Origin of the sequence: Pseudomonas sp. PB106 (genome assembly GCF_009764645.1) — a bacterium.
Taxonomy (GTDB): Bacteria; Pseudomonadota; Gammaproteobacteria; order Pseudomonadales; family Pseudomonadaceae; genus Aquipseudomonas.
In genome coordinates this window covers 20,031-39,293 of record NZ_RWIM01000168.1, presented here as the reverse complement: position 1 = coordinate 39,293, position 19,263 = coordinate 20,031, and the positions used below count along the sequence as shown (strand labels likewise).

General features: G+C 59.0%; 14 protein-coding genes. 11 read left to right on the top strand and 3 right to left on the bottom strand.

Features of this window, described 5'->3' with window-relative positions; all coding sequences use genetic code 11:
• Window positions 1-469 precede the first annotated feature (469 nt).
• The 9 genes from EJA71_RS21775 to EJA71_RS21735 all read left to right on the top strand — a co-directional run bounded on the left by EJA71_RS21775 (window position 470) and on the right by EJA71_RS21735 (window position 13,100).
• A complete protein-coding gene (locus EJA71_RS21775) occupies window positions 470-2,071 on the top strand; it encodes an ABC transporter substrate-binding protein (RefSeq protein ID WP_158959601.1) in 1,602 nt (533 codons plus the stop codon).
• Between the two features lie 260 nt (window positions 2,072-2,331).
• Window positions 2,332-3,957: an ABC transporter substrate-binding protein gene (locus EJA71_RS21770; protein ID WP_158959600.1), complete on the top strand. Its 1,626-nt coding sequence runs from the start codon at window positions 2,332-2,334 to the stop codon at window positions 3,955-3,957.
• Window positions 3,958-4,256: 299 nt separating this feature from the next.
• Entirely contained in the window at window positions 4,257-5,855 is a 1,599-nt protein-coding gene (locus EJA71_RS21765; protein ID WP_158959599.1) for an ABC transporter substrate-binding protein, read from the top strand.
• A 175-nt stretch (window positions 5,856-6,030) separates the two neighbouring features.
• A complete protein-coding gene (locus EJA71_RS21760) occupies window positions 6,031-7,446 on the top strand; it encodes an OprD family porin (RefSeq protein ID WP_158959598.1) in 1,416 nt (471 codons plus the stop codon).
• 77 nt (window positions 7,447-7,523) lie between these two features.
• Window positions 7,524-9,119, top strand: a complete 1,596-nt coding sequence (locus tag EJA71_RS21755; protein ID WP_158959597.1) for an ABC transporter substrate-binding protein — start codon at window positions 7,524-7,526, stop codon at window positions 9,117-9,119.
• A gap of 73 nt (window positions 9,120-9,192) precedes the next feature.
• The gene (locus tag EJA71_RS21750; RefSeq protein WP_007917620.1) at window positions 9,193-10,203 is read left to right on the top strand and encodes an ABC transporter permease subunit; all 1,011 of its coding nucleotides are present in this window, start codon (window positions 9,193-9,195) and stop codon (window positions 10,201-10,203) included.
• An 11-nt stretch (window positions 10,204-10,214) separates the two neighbouring features.
• Entirely contained in the window at window positions 10,215-11,141 is a 927-nt protein-coding gene (locus EJA71_RS21745) for an ABC transporter permease subunit (protein ID WP_122595180.1), read from the top strand.
• A gap of 10 nt (window positions 11,142-11,151) precedes the next feature.
• Window positions 11,152-12,120: an ABC transporter ATP-binding protein gene (locus EJA71_RS21740; protein ID WP_105705439.1), complete on the top strand. Its 969-nt coding sequence runs from the start codon at window positions 11,152-11,154 to the stop codon at window positions 12,118-12,120.
• Window positions 12,120-13,100, top strand: a complete 981-nt coding sequence (locus EJA71_RS21735) for a peptide ABC transporter ATP-binding protein (RefSeq protein WP_064387908.1) — start codon at window positions 12,120-12,122, stop codon at window positions 13,098-13,100. Before EJA71_RS21740 ends, EJA71_RS21735 begins: the two co-directional genes overlap by 1 nt.
• A gap of 214 nt (window positions 13,101-13,314) precedes the next feature.
• On the opposite strand, the gene EJA71_RS21730 is transcribed toward EJA71_RS21735, so the two are convergent.
• The 3 genes from EJA71_RS21730 to EJA71_RS21720 all read right to left on the bottom strand — a co-directional run bounded on the left by EJA71_RS21730 (window position 13,315) and on the right by EJA71_RS21720 (window position 17,282).
• Window positions 13,315-13,578: a hypothetical protein gene (locus EJA71_RS21730; protein ID WP_158959596.1), complete on the bottom strand. Its 264-nt coding sequence runs from the start codon at window positions 13,576-13,578 to the stop codon at window positions 13,315-13,317.
• Between the two features lie 156 nt (window positions 13,579-13,734).
• On the bottom strand, window positions 13,735-14,928 hold the full coding sequence (locus tag EJA71_RS21725) for an MFS transporter (RefSeq protein ID WP_158959595.1): 1,194 nt from the start codon (window positions 14,926-14,928) through the stop codon (window positions 13,735-13,737).
• A 770-nt stretch (window positions 14,929-15,698) separates the two neighbouring features.
• On the bottom strand, window positions 15,699-17,282 hold the full coding sequence (locus EJA71_RS21720; protein ID WP_158959594.1) for a peptide chain release factor 3: 1,584 nt from the start codon (window positions 17,280-17,282) through the stop codon (window positions 15,699-15,701).
• 330 nt (window positions 17,283-17,612) lie between these two features.
• Here EJA71_RS21720 and EJA71_RS21715 point away from each other — a divergent pair, with 330 nt between their 5' ends.
• A complete protein-coding gene (locus EJA71_RS21715) occupies window positions 17,613-18,329 on the top strand; it encodes an ABC transporter permease (RefSeq protein WP_158959593.1) in 717 nt (238 codons plus the stop codon).
• A 21-nt stretch (window positions 18,330-18,350) separates the two neighbouring features.
• Window positions 18,351-19,256, top strand: a complete 906-nt coding sequence (locus EJA71_RS21710) for a glycine betaine ABC transporter substrate-binding protein (protein WP_158959592.1) — start codon at window positions 18,351-18,353, stop codon at window positions 19,254-19,256.
• The last annotated feature ends 7 nt before the right edge of the window (window positions 19,257-19,263 follow it).

Sequence of the window (19,263 nt, the reverse complement as noted above, 5' to 3'; positions counted from 1 at the left end):
CTACACAAAACCCGCGGCGCAGCCGCACCACTCGCAGGATGAGCGCAAGCTCGGCTGCAGCTCTTGATCTTGATCCACGGGCGACGTCGGAAGGCTGAGCGGAGGGATGGATCCGGGCGTGGGAGCGTAGCGACCGTTCGACGAAGTCGAACACAGCGAGAGGAGGTGCAGCGAAGCAAACCGGAGGCGCTGCGCCCGGATCGATCCCGCAGCGAAGGAACCCCGAGCCCCAGCGAGCGGGCCGCACGTAGGAGCAAGCCTTTTTGGTTACTTTTTCGGCGTCTGGAAAAAGTGACCCGCCGTAAGGGCGGAACCCTAAGCGGCCGTAACCGCAGCAACGGATATGTACCCGAAAAAGCCCCTACATATACCGAGATAGACACTCCAACAGAAAAAACGATATTTCCGAACATCCCCAAATCCCCGCTAACCTCAACCAACAACCACCGCCGATTCCCCCGGGTACCCCATGCCAAGATCCACGCTAAAACCACTATTAATCTCCCTCGCCCTAACAGCCATAGCCCCAATCGCCAACGCCGCCACCACCCTCGTCTACTGCTCCGAAGCCAGCCCCGCCGGCTTCGACCCCAGCCAATACACCAGCGGCACCGACTTCGACGCCTCCGCCGAAACCGTCTTCAACCGCCTCACCCAATTCCAGCGCGGCGGCACCGACATCGAACCCGGCCTGGCGACAAAATGGGACGTCTCCCCGGATGGCCTGCAATACACCTTCCACCTGCGCCAAAACGTAAAATTCCACACCACCGACTACTTCAAACCCACCCGCGATTTCAACGCCGACGACGTCCTCTTCACCTTCCAGCGCCTGCTCGACACGGACAACGCCTTCCGCAAGGCCTACCCCGCCGAATCCCCGTACTTCACCGACATGGGCCTGAACACCACGATCAAATCGGTAGAAAAACTCGACGACCAGACAGTGCGCTTCAACCTCAACAACGTCGACGCCGCGTTCGTGCAAAACCTCGCCATGAGCTTCGCCTCGGTGCAATCGGCCGAATACGCCGCGCAACTGCTGAAGGAAGGCAAAGCCGCCGACCTCAACCAGAAGCCGATCGGCACCGGCCCGTTCGTGTTCAAGCGCTATCAGAAGGACTCACAAATCCGCTACGCCGCCAACACGGCCTACTGGAAACCCGAAGACGTGAAGATCGACAACCTGATCTTCTCCATCACCCCGGATGCCGCCGTGCGCCTGCAAAAACTCAAGGCCGGCGAATGCCAGGTCAGCGGCTATCCGCGCCCCGCCGACATCGAAGTGATGGAGAAAGACCCGAATCTGCGCGTGCTCAAACAAGCCGGGTTCAACCTCGGCTTCCTCGCCTACAACACCACTCATCCACCGCTCGATCAGTTGAAGGTGCGACAGGCACTGGACATGGCCATCGACAAACCGGCGATCATCAAAGCCGTCTACCAGAGTGCCGGGCAATTAGCGCAAAACGCTTTGCCGCCGGCGCAATGGTCCTATGACCCGAACATCAAGGACGCTCCCTACGATCCGGTAAAAGCCAAGGTGCTACTGAAAGAAGCAGGGGTTGCGCCGGGTACAACCATCAACCTTTGGGCAATGACAGTGCAACGCGCGTCGAACCCGAATGCGCGCATGTCGGCGCAGATGATTCAGCAGGACTGGGAGAAAATCGGCATCAAGGCCAACATCGTCAGCTATGAATGGGGCGAGTACATCAAGCGCGCGAAAAATGGCGAACACGACGCCATGATCTATGGCTGGACCGGTGACAACGGTGACCCGGACAACTGGCTTGGCGTGCTCTACAGCTGCGCGGCGGTGAAAGGCAGCAACTATGCCAAATGGTGCGATCCGGCCTACGACAAACTGGTGCAACAAGCCAAGCTGTCCACTGACAAACAGCAACGGGTAAAACTGTATCAACAGGCGCAACTGATCCTTAAACAGCAGGTGCCGATCACACCGATTGCCAACTCCACGGTGTTCCAGCCACTGCGCAAGGAAGTCACTGATTTCCGTATCAGCCCTTTCGGTCTAACGCCCTTCTATGGCGTGGGTATAAATAAGTAACACCAAGCCCCAAGGCGGCGCGCACAACGTGACCAGCGCACCGTTTTGGGGCTTCATTTGCACCGTAAAAACCACTCGCAAACGGTCAAATGCGTCAGAAGTTATACAGATGCGACATTAAGGTACGTTCGTGCCACGGTTTGAGGCCGGCAGTCGTTCTGGATCTTGCAATGGGTATGGCCCCTGCATAAGTATCCGCAGGCACGACTCACGAGGTCGTACCTCACAACTAAAAAATGACAACAAATCATGAGGCCAACATGCTTAAACACGCGGTCATTCCGTTTTTAGTCGGCGCAGGCTTGTTAGCCTCCGCACCTTTCGCATCCGCTGCGACTAACCTGGTGTTCTGCTCCGAAGGCAGCCCGGCCGGTTTCGACCCAGGCCAGTACACCACCGGAACCGACTTCGACGCCTCAGCCGAAACCATGTTCAACCGTCTGACCCAGTTCGAGCGCGGCGGCACCGCCGTGATTCCTGGTCTGGCGACCAAGTGGGACATTTCCGATGATGGCCTGACTTACACCTTCCACCTGCGTGAAGGCGTCAAGTTCCACACCACCCCGTATTTCAAACCGACTCGTGAGTTCAACGCCGACGACGTGCTGTTCACCTTCAATCGCATGATTAACAAGGATGACCCGTTCCGTAAGGCGTACCCGACCGAATTCCCGTACTTCACCGACATGGGGATGGACACCAACATCACCAAGATCGATAAAGTCGACGAGCACACCGTCAAGTTCACCCTGAAAGAAGTCGACGCCGCGTTCATCCAGAACATGGCCATGAGCTTCGCGTCGGTACAGTCCGCCGAGTACGCTGCCCAGCTGCTCAAGGAAGGCAAGGCTGCCGACATCAACCAGAAGCCGATCGGCACTGGCCCGTTCGTGTTCAAGAGCTACCAGAAAGACTCCAACATCCGCTACACCGGGAACAAGGACTACTGGAAGCCTGAAGATGTGAAGATCGACAACCTGATCTTCGCCATCACCACCGACCCGTCGGTGCGTATTCAGAAGCTGAAAAAGAACGAGTGCCAGGTCACCCTGTTCCCGCGTCCGGCCGATCTGAAGGCACTCAAAGAAGACAAAGCCCTGAAGATGCCTGACCAGGCTGGCTTCAACCTCGGCTACATCGCCTACAACGTGATGGACAAGGTCAAGGGCAGCAACGAGGCCAACCCGCTGGCTGACCTGCGCGTCCGTCAGGCGCTGGACATGGCTGTGAACAAGCCACAGATCATCGACTCGGTTTATCAGGGCGCAGGCCAACTGGCCGTTAACGCCATGCCGCCGACCCAGTGGTCTTACGACACCACCATCAAAGACGCCAAGTACGACCCTGAAAAAGCCAAACAGCTGCTCAAGGAAGCCGGCGTCAAGGAAGGTACCGAGATCGTTCTGTGGGCGATGCCGGTTCAGCGTCCATACAACCCGAACGCCAAACTGATGGCCGAAATGCTCCAGTCCGACTGGGCCAAGATCGGCTTGAAAGTGAAAATCACCAGCTATGAGTGGGGCGAGTACATCAAGCGCTCCAAGGGTGGCGAGAACCAGGCCATGATCATTGGCTGGAGCGGTGATAACGGTGACCCGGACAACTGGCTGAACGTGCTGTTCGGCTGCGACTCGCTCAGCGGCAACAACTTCTCCAAGTGGTGCGACAAGAAGTTCGACGGCCTCGTCAAAGAAGCCAAGCGCACAACCGACCAAGGTAAGCGCACCGAACTGTACAAAGAGGCGCAACACGTCCTCAAAGATGCAGTCCCTATGACACCTATCGCTCACTCGACGGTGTACCAACCCATGCGCGCCAACGTGCAGGACTTCAAGATCAGCCCATTCGGCTTGAACTCCTTCTACGGCGTCAGCGTCAGCAAATAAAGCACTGCGGCGGCAACGTTTCGAACGTTGCCGCCGCTTTGTTTTGCCGGGAAGTTAGGAATTTTCTTACATCCAGTTCCGCAGTGGATTACTGCTGAGGAATAGGACGCGTCGACTTTTCCTACGATGTTTAAGGCAATTACGCATTTACTGCCAGACCAACGGCCACTACCGTCGGTTCTGACCAGTTTCTGCGTGGGCCTCCGGTTTGCCGTACGTACTGGATTGAGCTCGATGCGTCACTACGTCTCTGGACGAGACTGCGGCGCATTGAACAACACTAAAAAAGAGGGAGCGTCATGCGCCATACCTTGGTTTTTTCCGCATTGCTGGGCGCCGGCCTGTTGGCCGCTTCGTCCGCCAGTTTCGCCGCCAGCAAAAGCCTGGTGTTCTGCTCCGAAGGCAGCCCGGCGGGTTTCGATACCGCGCAGTACACGACAGCGACCGATAACGACGCCGCCGAACCGATCTACAACCGTCTGGTCGAGTTCGAAAAAGGCGCGACCAATGTCGTACCGGGTCTGGCCACCACGTGGGATATTTCCGAGGATGGTCTCAAGTACACCTTTCACCTGCGTGAAGGTGTGAAATTTCATACAACGCCGTATTTCAAGCCAAGTCGCGATTTCAACGCCGACGACGTGCTGTTTACGTTTAACCGCATGCTTGATGCACAGCAGCCATTCCGTAAGGCTTATCCGACCGAATTCCCATACTTCAACGGGATGAGCCTGAACAAGAACATCGCCAAGGTCGAAAAGACCGGGCCGCTGACTGTTGAATTCACGCTAAACAGCGTCGACGCCGCGTTTATTCAGAACCTCGCCATGAGCTTCGCCGCCATCCTGTCCGCCGAATACGCCGACAAGTTGCTGACTGACGGCAAGCCGAGCGACATTAACCAGAAGCCGATTGGCACCGGACCGTTTGTGTTCAAGAGTTATCAGAAAGACTCGAACATCCGTTACACCGGTAATAAACATTACTGGGACCCGAGCCGGGTCAAACTCGACAACCTGATTTTCGCGATCAACACCGACGCTTCGGTCCGTGTGCAGAAACTCAAGGCCAATGAGTGCCAGATCACCCTGCATCCGCGCCCTGCCGATGTTGAAGCGTTGAAGAATGACCCGAAACTGCAACTGATCACCAAGCCCGGTTTCAACCTCGGCTACATCGCCTACAACGTGCGGCACAAGCCATTCGACCAGCTCGAAGTGCGTCAGGCGCTGGACATGGCGGTGAATAAACAAGGGATTCTCAACGCTGTTTATCAAGGCGCCGGCCAACTGGCCGTCAACGCCATGCCGCCGACCCAGTGGTCCTACGACGACACTATCAAGGACGCCGCCTACAACCCGGAAAAAGCCAAAGAGTTGCTCAAGGCTGCCGGCGTCAAGGAAGGCACCGAGATCACTTTGTGGGCGATGCCGGTGCAGCGCCCGTACAACCCGAACGCCAAGTTGATGGCCGAAATGCTCCAGGCGGACTGGGCCAAGATCGGTCTGAAAGTGAAGATCGTCAGCTATGAATGGGGCGAGTACATCAAGCGCACCAAAAATGGCGAGCACGACATCAGCCTGATCGGTTGGACCGGTGACAATGGTGACCCGGACAACTGGCTGGGCACGCTGTACAGCTGCGATGCCATCGGCGGCAACAACTACTCCATGTGGTGCGATCCGGCTTACGACAAGCTGATCAAAGAGGCCAAGGTCGTCACCGACCGTGACCAGCGCACCGTGCTCTATAAACAGGCCCAGCAGTTGCTTAAACAGCAAGTGCCGATCACGCCTGTCGCTCACTCGACGGTCAACCAACCGTTAAACACCAAAGTCGAAGGGTTCAAAGTCAGCCCGTTCGGCCGCAACGTGTTCTCGGGCGTCAGTATCGATTAAACCAACCGATTAGCCGCAACGCTGAGGGGAGCTGTCTATCCCCTCACGCAAGCGCTTTGCCGAAATTCGCCGATTTGGCCTTTTGCAAACGTTTGCGATGTGTGAATGAGTTCTAAACCAATAACCGGCATACCAAAAAAAGCCGGCATAAAAAGAAAGTAAAGGAGCTTCACCCATGAAACTGAGCAGCACCGCGATACTGGCCTTGGCCATCAGCAGCATCACCGCCACGGCTTACGCGGAAACCCAAAGCCAGGCGTTCACCCCGGTGTCCGTCAACGAGAAAAGTGCCCAAGCGGAGGCCACTGGCTTCCTCGAAGGTCAATCGATCAGCGGTTCGACCCGTAACTGGTACGCCAACGAGCAACTCAAGCGTGGCGGCAAGTTCGCTTACCGCAAAAGCGGCCAATCGGCGGAAACCGACCGCCGTATCAACTGGGTGCAAGGCACGATCATCAAGTACAACTCGGGTTTCACCGAAGGTACTGTCGGCTTCAGCACCGAAGTGGCTGCGTACAACGCCATCGCGCTGGAGCGTGATCGCGAGAACCTCGCTTCCAACAACGGCGGCGCACCGGGCACCCGTCCGGGCGCGGGCAACAACCGTACCCTGACCCGTGAAGGCGGTGACGCTGTCGGTCAATGGAGCAAACTGGGTCTGGCCAACGTCAAGGCGCGTATCTCCAACACCACCCTGACCGCCGGCCGCATGAACTTCAGCAGCCCGCAAGTCGATGTGATCGGCAACCGTCCGCTGCCTTCGAGCTTCGAAGGGATCGCGATCCACAGCGAAGAACTGAACAATCTGTCCTTCGACCTGGCCACTTTCGACCGCGTCTCGCCACGTACCGAAGAAAGCCTCAGCAAATTCCGCTCCGAATACGGCAGCATCGACGCTGAAGCCGACCACGTGAACACCGCCGGTATCTCGTACCAGCCGTTCGCCAGCCTGACCACCAGCCTGTGGGGCACTCAGGCTGAAGACCTGTGGAACCAGTATTACTTCGGCGCCACCCACGTACTGGGTGATAGCTCCGTGCTGAGCCTGACCACCGGCCTGAACTACTACAAGACCGTCGACGAAGGTAAAAAGCTGCTGGGCGAGATCGACAACGACACCTACTCGCTGTCGTTCGGCCTGACTCACCTGGCCCACACCCTGACCTTCTCGTATCAGGAAGTGAACGGTAACGAGTACTTCGACTACCTGCACGAAACCAACGGTATCTACCTGGCCAACTCCCTGCTCTCGGACTTCAACGGCCCGAACGAGAAATCCTTCCAGATTTCCTACGGCATCAACATGGCCGAATACGGCGTACCGGGCCTGAAGTTCAACATCTACCAAGCGCGCGGCTGGGGCATCGACGGCACTCACTACAAGGGTGGCGGCTACGACGGCGTGCAAGCGATGGACGGCGAGCACCACTATGAATACGGCGTCGGCGCGACCTATGCCGTACAAAGCGGCCCGCTCAAGGCGACCACCATTCGTGGCACCTACACCACCCACCGCGCCAGCGAAAACCAGGCTGACGGCAGCATCAACGAGTTCCGTCTCGTGACCACGATTCCGTTCAACATCCTGTAAAAACGCCAGCCGACGGCGGACTCATGACGAGTCGGCCGTTCGGCTTTTTGTCTTCAACCGATTGCAGAGGGTTATCGATGAAAATGCTTCCCCTACGTGCGGCCATTGCGGCTGCGTTGCTGAGTGTCGCTGTCGGCGTCTCGGCCAAACCCTTGGTGGTCTGCACCGAAGCCAGTCCGGAAGGCTTCGATATGGTCCAGTACACAACTGCAGTCACGGCCGATGCGGTGGCCGAAACCATCTTCAATCGCCTGGCCGATTTCAAGCCTGGCAGCACTGAAGTGATCCCGGCGCTCGCCGAGTCCTGGGACATCAGCGAAGACGGCCTGACGTACACGTTCCACCTGCGCAAAGGCGTCAAGTTTCACACCACCGAATACTTCAAGCCGACCCGCGACATGAATGCCGATGACGTGGTCTGGAGCTTCCAGCGTCAGCTGGACCCGAATCACCCGTGGCACAAACTGTCGAGCGTGGGCTTCCCGTACTTTGAGAGCATGGGCTTCAAGGAGCTGCTCAAAAGCGTAGAAAAAGTCGACGACAACACGGTCAAGTTCACCCTGACCCGCCGCGAAGCGCCGTTCCTGGCCGACATCGCGATGGCGTTCTCCTCGATCTACCCGGCCGAATACGCCGACCAGTTGCTCAAGGCCAACAAGACCGGCGACCTCAACAACAAGCCTGTCGGCACCGGCCCGTTCATCTTCCAGCGTTACGCAAAAGACGCTCAGGTGCGCTTCAAGGCCAACCCGGACTATTTCCGTGGCAAGCCACCGGCTGACGCGTTGATCCTGGCCATCGCCACCGATAACAACGTGCGCCTGCAAAAGCTCAAGGCCAACGAGTGCCAGATCGCGCTGTATCCGAAACCGGATGACATCCCGAGCATCAAGAAAGACAGCAACCTGAAAGTCGACGAACTGGACGCGATGACCGTCTCGTACATCGCCATGAACACCCAGCACAAATACATGAGCGACGTGCGCGTACGTAAGGCCATCGATATCGCCTTCGACAAGGAAGCCTACGTCAACGCGCTGTTCGGCAAAGGCAACGCCTCGGTGGCGGTCAACCCGTACCCGCCGACGTTGCTCGGTTACAACCACGACCTGAAGAACCCGCCACGCGACCTCGACAAGGCTCGCGCGCTGCTCAAGGAAGCCGGGGTGCCGGATGGCACCGTGTTTACCCTGTTTACCCGTAACGGCGGTGGCCCGACCAACCCGAACCCGATGCTGGGCGCGCAAATGATGCAGGCTGACCTGGCGAAAGTCGGGATCAAGATCGACATCCGCGTGATGGAATGGGGCGAAATGCTTAAACGCGCCAAGAACGGCGAGCACGACATGGTGTCTGCCGGATGGGCGGGCGACAACGGTGACCCGGATAACTTCCTGACGCCTATGCTCAGTTGTGAAGCGGCCAAGAACGGCGAGAACTATGCACGCTGGTGCAACGAGAAATTCCAGGCACTGCTGGATGAAGCACGGGCTAAAGTAGATCCGGCCGAACGCGCCGCGCTCTACGAACAGGCGCAAGTGCTGTTTAATCAGGATCAGCCATGGATCAGCATGGCCCACACCAGGATGTTTACCGCAATGCGCAACAACGTAGAGGGCTATCACATCAGCCCTCTCACCACTAATAACTTCGCCACTACCCAGGTGAAGTAGATAAGAAACGCCCGGTATCCCTGACCCCAGGGACGCCGGGCACGCCTAACCGGCTGATGAGGTACCACACAAGATGTTTAGTTTTATTGCCCGCCGACTGGGGTTGTTGATCCCCACGTTTTTCGGCATCACCTTGCTGACTTTCGCGTTGATTCGCATGATTCCGGGCGACCCCGTGGAAGTGATGATGGGCGAACGTCGGGTCGACCCCGAAATGCACGCTCAGGCAATGGAACGCCTAGGTCTGAACAAGCCGCTGTATGCCCAGTATCTGGACTACATCGGCAAACTGGCTCAAGGCGACCTCGGCGAATCACTGCGTACGCGTGAAAGCGTCTGGACCGAGTTCACCTCTCTCTTCCCGGCGACCCTGGAACTGTCCATGGCCGCCCTGCTGTTCGCCGGCATTCTCGGGCTTCTGGCCGGGGTGATCGCGGCACTCAAGCGAGGATCCCTGTTCGACCACGGGGTGATGGGCATCTCCCTGGCGGGGTATTCGATGCCGATCTTCTGGTGGGGCCTGATCCTCATCATGTTCTTCTCGGTGAGCCTGGGCTGGACCCCGGTTTCCGGGCGCATCGACCTGCTTTACGACATCGAACCGCGCACCGGTTTCATGCTGATCGACACGCTGCTGGCCGATGACGTCGGTGCGTTCTTCGATGCCCTGCATCACCTGATCCTGCCGGCCATCGTGCTCGGCACCATTCCGCTGGCGGTGATCGCGCGGATGACCCGTTCGTCGATGCTCGAAGTGCTGCGCGAAGACTATATCCGCACCGCCAAGGCCAAAGGCCTGTCGCCGTCGCGCGTGGTGTTTGTTCACGGTTTGCGTAACGCACTGATTCCGGTACTCACCGTGGTCGGTCTGCAAGTCGGCACATTGCTGGCCGGTGCGGTTCTGACCGAAACCATTTTCTCCTGGCCCGGCATCGGTAAATGGCTGATCGAAGCCATCGGCGCCCGGGACTACCCGGTTGTGCAAAACGGCATCCTGTTAATCGCCTGCCTGGTGATTCTGGTCAACTTCGTAGTGGACATCCTCTACGGCTTTGCCAACCCACGCATCCGTCATCAGCGCTGAGGTCCAATCCAATGAGCACTCCAACTTCCTCAGTAGCGACGTCCGCCACCAACGCGGATCAAAGCCTGCTGTACCCGTCTCCGTACAAAGAATTCTGGCAAGCCTTCTCCAAGAACAAAGGCGCGGTTGCCGGTCTGCTGTTCATGTTGCTGGTGGTTTTCTGCGCGCTGTTCGCGCCGTGGGTCGCCCCGCACAACCCGAGCGAGCAATACCGCGACTTCCTGCTGACGCCGCCGGCGTGGCTGGAAGGCGGGCAGATGCAATTCCTGCTCGGCACCGATGAACTGGGTCGTGACTTGCTGTCGCGCCTGATCCAGGGTTCGCGCCTGTCGCTGCTGATCGGCTTGTCGTCGGTGGTGATGTCGCTGATTCCGGGGATCCTGCTCGGTCTGTTCGCCGGTTTCTTCCCGAAGATGATCGGCCCGACCATCATGCGTCTGATGGACATCATGCTGGCCCTGCCGTCGCTGCTGCTGGCTGTGGCGATTGTCGCCATCCTCGGCCCTGGCCTGATCAACACCGTGATCGCTATCGCCGTGGTTTCGCTGCCGTCCTACGTGCGTCTGACCCGTGCCGCCGTGATGGGCGAACTGAACCGCGACTACGTGACCGCCGCGCGCCTGGCCGGTGCCGGTCTGCCACGTCTGATGTTCATCACCGTGCTGCCGAACTGCATGGCGCCGCTGATCGTGCAGGCAACCTTGAGCTTCTCCTCGGCGATTCTCGATGCCGCTGCGCTGGGCTTCCTTGGTCTTGGCGTACAACCGCCAACCCCTGAGTGGGGCACCATGCTGGCCTCGGCCCGCGACTACATCGAACGCGCCTGGTGGGTGGTAAGTCTGCCTGGTTTGACCATTTTGCTCAGCGTGCTGGCAATCAACTTGATGGGCGACGGCCTGCGCGATGCGCTGGACCCGAAACTCAAGAACGCCGCCTGAGGAGATTCCTATGTCACTGCTAGAAATCAAGAATCTCAACGTTCGCTTCGGCGACAAAAACGCTACACCGGTGGTCGATGGCCTCGACCTGAAAGTCGACAAAGGCGAAGTGCTGGCCATCGTGGGCGAGTCGGGTTCGGGTAAATCCGTGACCATGATGGCGCTGATGGGCCTGATCGAGCATCCGGGCATCGTTACCGCCGACTCGCTCAGCTTCGACGGCAAAGACATGCTCAAACTGAGCAACCGTCAGCGTCGGCAAATCGTCGGCAAAGACCTGTCGATGGTCTTTCAGGACCCGATGACCGCGCTGAACCCGAGCTACACCGTCGGTTTTCAGATCGAAGAAGTCCTGCGCCTGCACCTGAAAATGTCCGGCAAGCAAGCGCGCAAACGTGCGATCGAACTGCTGGAAAAAGTCGAAATCCCCGGCGCCGCCAGCCGTATGGATGCCTACCCGCATCAACTGTCTGGCGGTATGAGCCAGCGTGTTGCGATCGCCATGGCAATTGCCGGCGAGCCGAAACTGCTGATCGCTGACGAACCGACCACTGCACTCGACGTGACGATTCAGGCACAGATCATGGATCTGCTGCTGGCGTTGCAGAAAGAACAGAACATGGGCCTGGTGCTGATCACTCACGACCTCGCGGTCGTGGCGGAAACCGCTCAACGCGTTTGTGTGATGTACGCCGGCCAAGCCGTTGAAGTCGGTCAGGTGCCGCAACTGTTCGACATCCCGGCGCACCCGTACAGCGAAGCGTTGCTCAAGGCGATTCCCGAGCACAGCCTCGGCGCTACGCGTCTGGCCACCCTGCCGGGCATCGTCCCGGGTCGTTACGACCGTCCGCAAGGCTGCCTGCTGTCGCCGCGCTGCCCGTATGTGCAGGACAGCTGCCGCGCGCAGCGTCCAGGCCTTGATCCGAAAGCCCACAGCCTCGCCCGCTGCTTCTACCCGTTGAACCAGGAGGTGGCGTAATGGCCGTCGTACTTACCGCCCGCGACCTGACCCGTCACTACGAAGTCTCCCGTGGCCTGTTCAAGGGCCATGCGACCGTACGCGCACTGAACGGCGTGTCATTCGAACTGGAAGCCGGCAAGACCCTCGCCGTTGTAGGCGAATCGGGCTGCGGCAAATCCACTCTGGCCCGCGCGCTGACGCTGATTGAAGATCCGTCCTCCGGCTCCTTGAAAATCGCCGGCCAGGAAGTCGCCGGCGCCGACAAGGCCCAGCGCAAGCAACTGCGCAAAGACGTGCAGATGGTGTTTCAGAGCCCGTACGCGTCGTTGAACCCACGGCAGAAAGTCGGTGACCAGCTCGGCGAACCGCTGCTGATCAACACCAATCTTTCCGCTGCTGAACGTCGCGAGAAAGTCCAGGCGATGATGAAGCAGGTCGGCTTGCGTCCTGAGCACTATCAGCGCTATCCGCACATGTTCTCGGGTGGTCAGCGTCAGCGTATCGCGCTGGCAAGGGCAATGATGTTGCAGCCGAAAGTGCTGGTGGCAGACGAACCGACCTCGGCGCTCGACGTGTCGATTCAGGCGCAGGTGCTCAACCTGTTCATGGATCTGCAGCAGGAGTTCAACACCGCCTACGTGTTCATCTCGCACAACCTCGCGGTGGTGCAACACGTGGCCGATGACGTGATGGTGATGTACCTCGGGCGCCCGGTAGAAATGGGTCCGAAGAACGACATCTACGAACGTCCGTTGCACCCGTACACCCAGGCGTTGTTGTCGGCGACCCCGACCATTCACCCGGACCCGAACAAGCCGAAAATCAAGATCGTCGGTGAACTGCCCAACCCGCTCAATCCGCCGCCAGGCTGCGCGTTCCACAAGCGCTGCCCGTATGCGACCGAGCGTTGCAGCACGGAAGAGCCGTTGTTGCGTCCGCTGGACAACCGGCAGGTGGCTTGCCACTACGCCGAGCAGTTCCTCGACGGCGCGGCGTAAGCATATCTGGGGAAAATGCAAAACCCTGTGGGAGCGGGCTTGCCCGCGATAACGTAGTGCCAGTCACCTGATTTATCGACTGACACACCGCAATCGCGGGCAAGCCCGCTCCCACAGGGGATGATGTTGAATTCAGAGATGGCCTACTGAGCAAACCCCTTCCACCTCGATTGCGCATCAATCGAGGCAGAAGGGGTTTTCTTTTGCCTGCGATTTACGTCTGGGTGTCGCCTTCTTCATCCGGATCGTCAGTGTCCGGCTCGTCGGTGGTCGAGTCGTCGTCATCGGCGCTGCCACCCTGCCCCTGATCGCCTGGCTCGGACTCCGACTTGGCGAGCATCAAGCCGCTGTGCCCGACCTGCCCGTTGAACGCCTGAGAATCGTGATCCTCGCACTCGGCCCAGGCCGTTGCGGTGCCGAGGGACAGCATGACCATCACTTTCAACAGCAATAAAACCCGTAGCAACCTGCTTTTCATAGCCGACTCCATCCATTTTCAGGGAAGACATGCGTGCCAGACTGGCGCTGTGTGAAATCTAGTTCCGATCAGCCGGGCTCACCAGTTAGGACGCTAACGGGCGCGCAGAAATGCCGTCGGCAGACAGATTGCTTTCGAATAAGCTCAATAACCGGATCAGCTAAGCGAGCGGGTGGCTTGCCAGGTCAACGGGATGGATATCAGCAGCAGCGCCGCACTGGCCAGCCACACGCTGTGACCGCCGAAGTTGCCGTACAGCTGACCACTGAGCACCGGCGACAGCAGCGCGCTGGCACTCCAGCTCATGAAGAACAGGCCGAAGTACTGACCCCTCCTGCCACGCTGGGCGAACTGCATGGCCAATACATTCAGCGGTGGCATGAACAGCGCCTCGCCCAAGGTCCAGATCACCGTCGACAGGCAGACAAACGCCAGTCCGGAACCGAACGGCAACATGCCCAGCCCACAGGCCAGCAGCAGACTGCCCGCCACCATTTGTCGCCGCGAGCCCCAGCGTTCGCCCCAGTGCGACAGCGGAATCTGCAGCGCGATCACCAGCAGCGCATTGAGCCCGAACTGCCAGCCGATCGCCTCGGTGCTCAAATGGTAGTAATCACGCAGATAGTTGCCCAGCGTGCTGTAGACCGTGTCGAACGCGATGCCGAGCACGGCCGTCGCTGCCAGCAACCAGAGGAAGGGTTTGTCGCGAAAAGGCGTACTCGAGCCACTCACGCCGGCCGCCGATTTCTCCTCGACCATCAGCAGCGGCCGCCGCCACGTGGTGTGAACAAACCACAACAGCGCCAACAACGTCATCGCTGCACTGCCGAAAAACACCCAACGAAAATCGGTCTGCGCCAACAACCCACCCGCGACGCCGGCGGCAGCCATGCCGAGATTGCGCGCCACCCGGCTCAACGCCTGCGCACGCGAGCGCTGCGCCACCTCGCAGTACTCCATGATCAGGCGCTGATGCAGGGTGCGAATGGCGCCATCAATGGTTCCGCTGAGCAACAGCAACGCGGCGAGCCATGGCACGTGCGTCACCAGCCCCAGCAGCATCAGTACCCAAATGGAAATGAAAAACAACGCCGCCGTCAGCCGCGCCGTGCGCACATGATCACTGAGCCAGCCACCGAGCATCGACCCGACCAGCAAACCGGCACCGTACGCCGACAGCAACCAGCCGACCGTCTCGATCGCCAGCCCCAGCTCCTGACGCAGGTACAACGCCATGAACAGCTTCACCATGCTGCTCAGGCGATTGATGAACAACAACGCCGCGAGCACCCAGGCCATCACGCCAAAATAACCGCCGAGGCGCAGCAGGTGAGTCAGACGACTCGTCATTCCATTGATCTCTCAAAGCGACTGGGGGGAGCAGGAACACTAACGGTCAGCGAGGCAGTTGTCGCGCCTCAGAATGCGTCAGACAACGAAAACAGAGACGCCCTACAGAGCGATGTAGGAGCAGCCTTTGGCAGATCGGATGGTTGGGTGCAGTCAGTCGGGAAATGATCGGCTTACAGGCCGCCATCGCTGGCAAGCCAGCTCCCACAGGGGCCGAGTACATCTGGCAAAGAAAGGTCGGCTGTCAGACCGCTTTCGCGAGCAAGCTCGCTCCCACAGAAAAGCAGTAGCAAGATCAAAAGATCGTCCGATCGCGGCCCGAGCCTCCGGCAGCTCCTACACCAACCCGCGGCAAAGCCGCCCCACTCAACACAATGAGCGCAAGCTCGAGTACCGCTTTTGATCTTGAACCACGGGCGACGTCGGAAGGCTGAGTGGAGGGATTGATCCGGGCGTGGGAGCGCAGCGACCGTTTGGCGCAGCCAAACACAGCGAGAGGAGGTGCAGCGAAGCAAACCGGAGGCGCTGCGCCCGGATCGATCCCGCAGCGAAGGAACCCCGAGCCCCAGCGAGCGGGCCGAACGTAGGAGCAAGCCTTTTGGGTTACCTTTTCGCTGGGCCGGCACTCCGGCGTTTGGAAAAGGTGACTCGCCGTAAGGGCGAAACCGTAATCAGCAACACCCGCAGCAACGGATCTACCCCCAAACCCAAGGCAAAAAAAACCCCCAAGGCCTAAACCTTGGGGGCTCTCGAACAACAAAACTCAACGCTTAATGATGCTCACGCGTCGCGCGGAATTTCACATCCGGCCAACGCTCTTCCATCAACGCCAGGTTAACCCGCGTCGGCGCAAGGTAGGTCAGGTGCCCCCCGCCATCCAACGCCAGGTTCTCCACAGCCTTGTTGGAAAATTCCTCAAGCTTCTTCTTGTCAGCACATTCAATCCAGCGCGCGGAGTACACGGTGATCGGCTCATACGAGCACTCAACCTTGTATTCCTCTTTCAAACGGCTGGCGACCACATCGAACTGCAGCACACCGACGGCGCCAAGAATGATGTCGTTGCTGCGCTCTGGGAAGAACACCTGCGTTGCACCTTCTTCGGCCAACTGCTGCAAGCCCTGACGCAATTGCTTGGACTTCAGCGGATCACGCAGACGCACGCGACGGAACAGTTCCGGGGCGAAGTGCGGGATGCCGGTGAAACCAAGGACTTCGCCTTCGCTGAAGGTGTCGCCAATCTGGATGGTGCCGTGGTTGTGCAGACCGATGATGTCGCCTGCAAAGGCTTCTTCCAGCTGCTCACGCTCGGAGGAGAAGAACGTCAGGGCGTCGCCGATACGCAAGTCCTTGCCGGTACGCACGTGGCGCATCTTCATGCCTTTCTCGTACTTGCCAGAGCAGATACGCATGAAGGCAATGCGGTCGCGGTGTTTCGGGTCCATGTTCGCCTGGATCTTGAAGATGAAGCCGGAGAACTTCTCTTCGACCGGCTCAACGGTACGCTCGTTGGCCACACGGGCCAGCGGACGCGGTGCCCAATCGACGACAGCGTCCAAAACGTGGTCAACACCGAAGTTGCCCAGGGCGGTACCGAAGAACACCGGGGTCAGCTGACCGTCGAGGAATTCCTGCTGGTTGAATTCGTGGCAGGCGCCCTGAACCAGTTCCAGCTGCTCGATGAAACGGTCGTACTCGTCGCCCAGATGCGCACGCGCCTCGTCGGAGTCGAGCTTCTCGATGATCTTGGTTTCGGTGCGTTCGTGACCGTGACCGGCGGTGTAGACAATGATGTAGTCGTCAGCCAGGTGGTACACGCCCTTGAAGTCGCGGTAGCAACCGATCGGCCAGGTGATCGGCGCGGCCTTGATCTTCAGAACGGCTTCGATTTCGTCGAGCAGTTCGATCGGGTCGCGGATGTCACGGTCGAGTTTGTTGATGAAGCTGACGATCGGCGTGTCACGCAGACGGCAGACGTCCATCAGCGCAATGGTCCGTGGCTCGACACCTTTACCGCCGTCGAGAACCATCAAGGCCGAGTCCACCGCCGTCAGGGTGCGGTAGGTATCTTCGGAGAAGTCTTCGTGGCCCGGGGTGTCGAGCAGGTTGATCATGTGTTCGCGATACGGGAACTGCATGACCGACGTGGTAATGGAAATACCCCGTTGTTTCTCCATCTCCATCCAGTCGGATGTCGCATGGCGATCGGATTTACGGGATTTCACCGTACCGGCCACTGCAATCGCCTTGCCCATCAACAGGAGCTTTTCGGTGATCGTGGTTTTACCGGCATCGGGGTGGGAAATAATGGCGAAAGTGCGGCGTTTCGCGACTTCGGCGGCCTGGTTGGTCATGGGAAATCGCCTGGCGGTGATTCAAAAAAGGGCCGCGATTATAGCCCAACTCGATGCAATAACCGAACCGTTGAGCACATTAGGGGTGGCCAAATGCTGCCTCGGATGGGAACCTTTTAAAGCACGGAGACGTCCATCCCCTGTTACGACATTTCGTCAGGGGCTGAAAAATCAGCAAGTTAGCCTGACGAGGCTGCGCTCATGGCTCGCTTTCAGACCGCTTTTCCGGTCCTGAAAAACGGCTACTTTTCGCGAACGACGCTCTCGGCGGCCAAGGTTTGGCATGCCACTCGGGAGTGCGCTCGCCGACTACAAAAAAGGAGTCCGCCTGTGGCTATCCGCTATGGCAAAGGGCTGATTGGAGGTGCGGTGGTGATCGCGCTCCTGGCCCTGCTGGTCCACTGGATCGGCATCAACACGATCGAACACTACCGCGACGATTTGTTGTTTTACCTGCAAGCTCATCTGATTCTCGTCCTCGCTTCAATGCTGGCCGCCCTTGTCGTGGGCATCCCCGCTGGCATCTTCCTCAGTCGCCCGACCATGGTCGGACGCGCCGAACGCTTCATGCAGATCTTCAACATCGGTAACACCGTGCCTCCGTTGGCCGTGCTCGCGATTGCGTTGGGCATCCTCGGCATCGGCAGTGGCCCGGCGATCTTCGCTTTGTTCCTCGCTTCCTTGCTGCCGATTGTGCGCAACACCTACGAAGGCCTGAAAAATGTCCAGGGCTCGCTGAAAGAAGCGGCCGTCGGCATTGGCATGACCCCGCGCCAAGTGCTGTGGAAAGTCGAATTGCCCAACGCCGTACCGATCATCGTCGGTGGCGTGCGTGTCGCACTGGCGATCAACGTCGGCACCGCACCGCTGGCCTTCCTGATCGGCGCCAACAGCCTCGGCAGCCTGATCTTCCCTGGCATCGCCCTGAACAATCAGCCGCAACTGCTGCTCGGCGCCGCGTGCACCGCGCTGCTGGCCTTGCTGCTCGATGGCGTGGTCACCCTCGCCAGCCGTCTCTGGCTGGAACGCGGTTTGCGCCCGTCTTAAGGCTTTTGCGAAGGAATGAATATGAAACGACTTAGCTTGATCTTAGGCCTGATGCTGAGCAGCGCCCTACTGTTCGCAGGCATCGCACAAGCCGCTGAAAAACCGGTTATCCGCCTCGGCGCCCGGGTCTTCACCGAGCAAACCCTGCTCGCGGAAATCACCGCGCAATACCTGCGCAGCAAAGGTTACGACGCGCAGATCACCGGCGGTCTGGGCAGCAACCTCGCCCGCAGCGCCCACGAAAGCGGACAACTGGACATGCTCTGGGAATACACCGGCGTGTCGCTGGTGGCCTACAACCATGTCACGGAAAAACTCGACAGCGCCCAGTCCTACGCCCGGGTGAAAGAACTCGACGCGAAAAAAGGTCTTATCTGGCTGACCCCGTCGAAGTTCAGCAACACCTACGCCCTCGCGCTGCCGAAAAAAGTCGCCGAGGAATATCCGCAGATCAACAACATCAGTCAGCTCAACGAAGTGCTGCGCGCCGAAGCCAAGACCAATCATCTGGTCGCTTTGGACACCGAGTTTGCCAATCGCTCTGACGGGCTGATCGGCATGGTCGATCTCTACGACATGAACCTCAGCCGCAAGAACATCCGCCAGATGGACGCGGGCCTGGTCTACACCGCGCTGCGCAACGGTCAGGTGTTTGCCGGTCTGGTCTACACCACCGACGGTCGCCTCAACGCCTTCGGCCTGAAATTGCTGGAAGACGACAAGCACTACTTCCCCGACTACACCGCCGCGCCGGTAGTGCGTCAGGCAACGCTGGACGCCAACCCGAAACTGGCCGAGCAACTCAAGCCGCTGGCCGAACTGTTCGACGACGAAACCATGCGCCAGCTCAACGCGCGGGTCGACGTCGATCACGAAAGCCCATCGTCCGTTGCCGCCGATTTCCTGCGCCAACATCCGCTGAACTAAAGGAGGA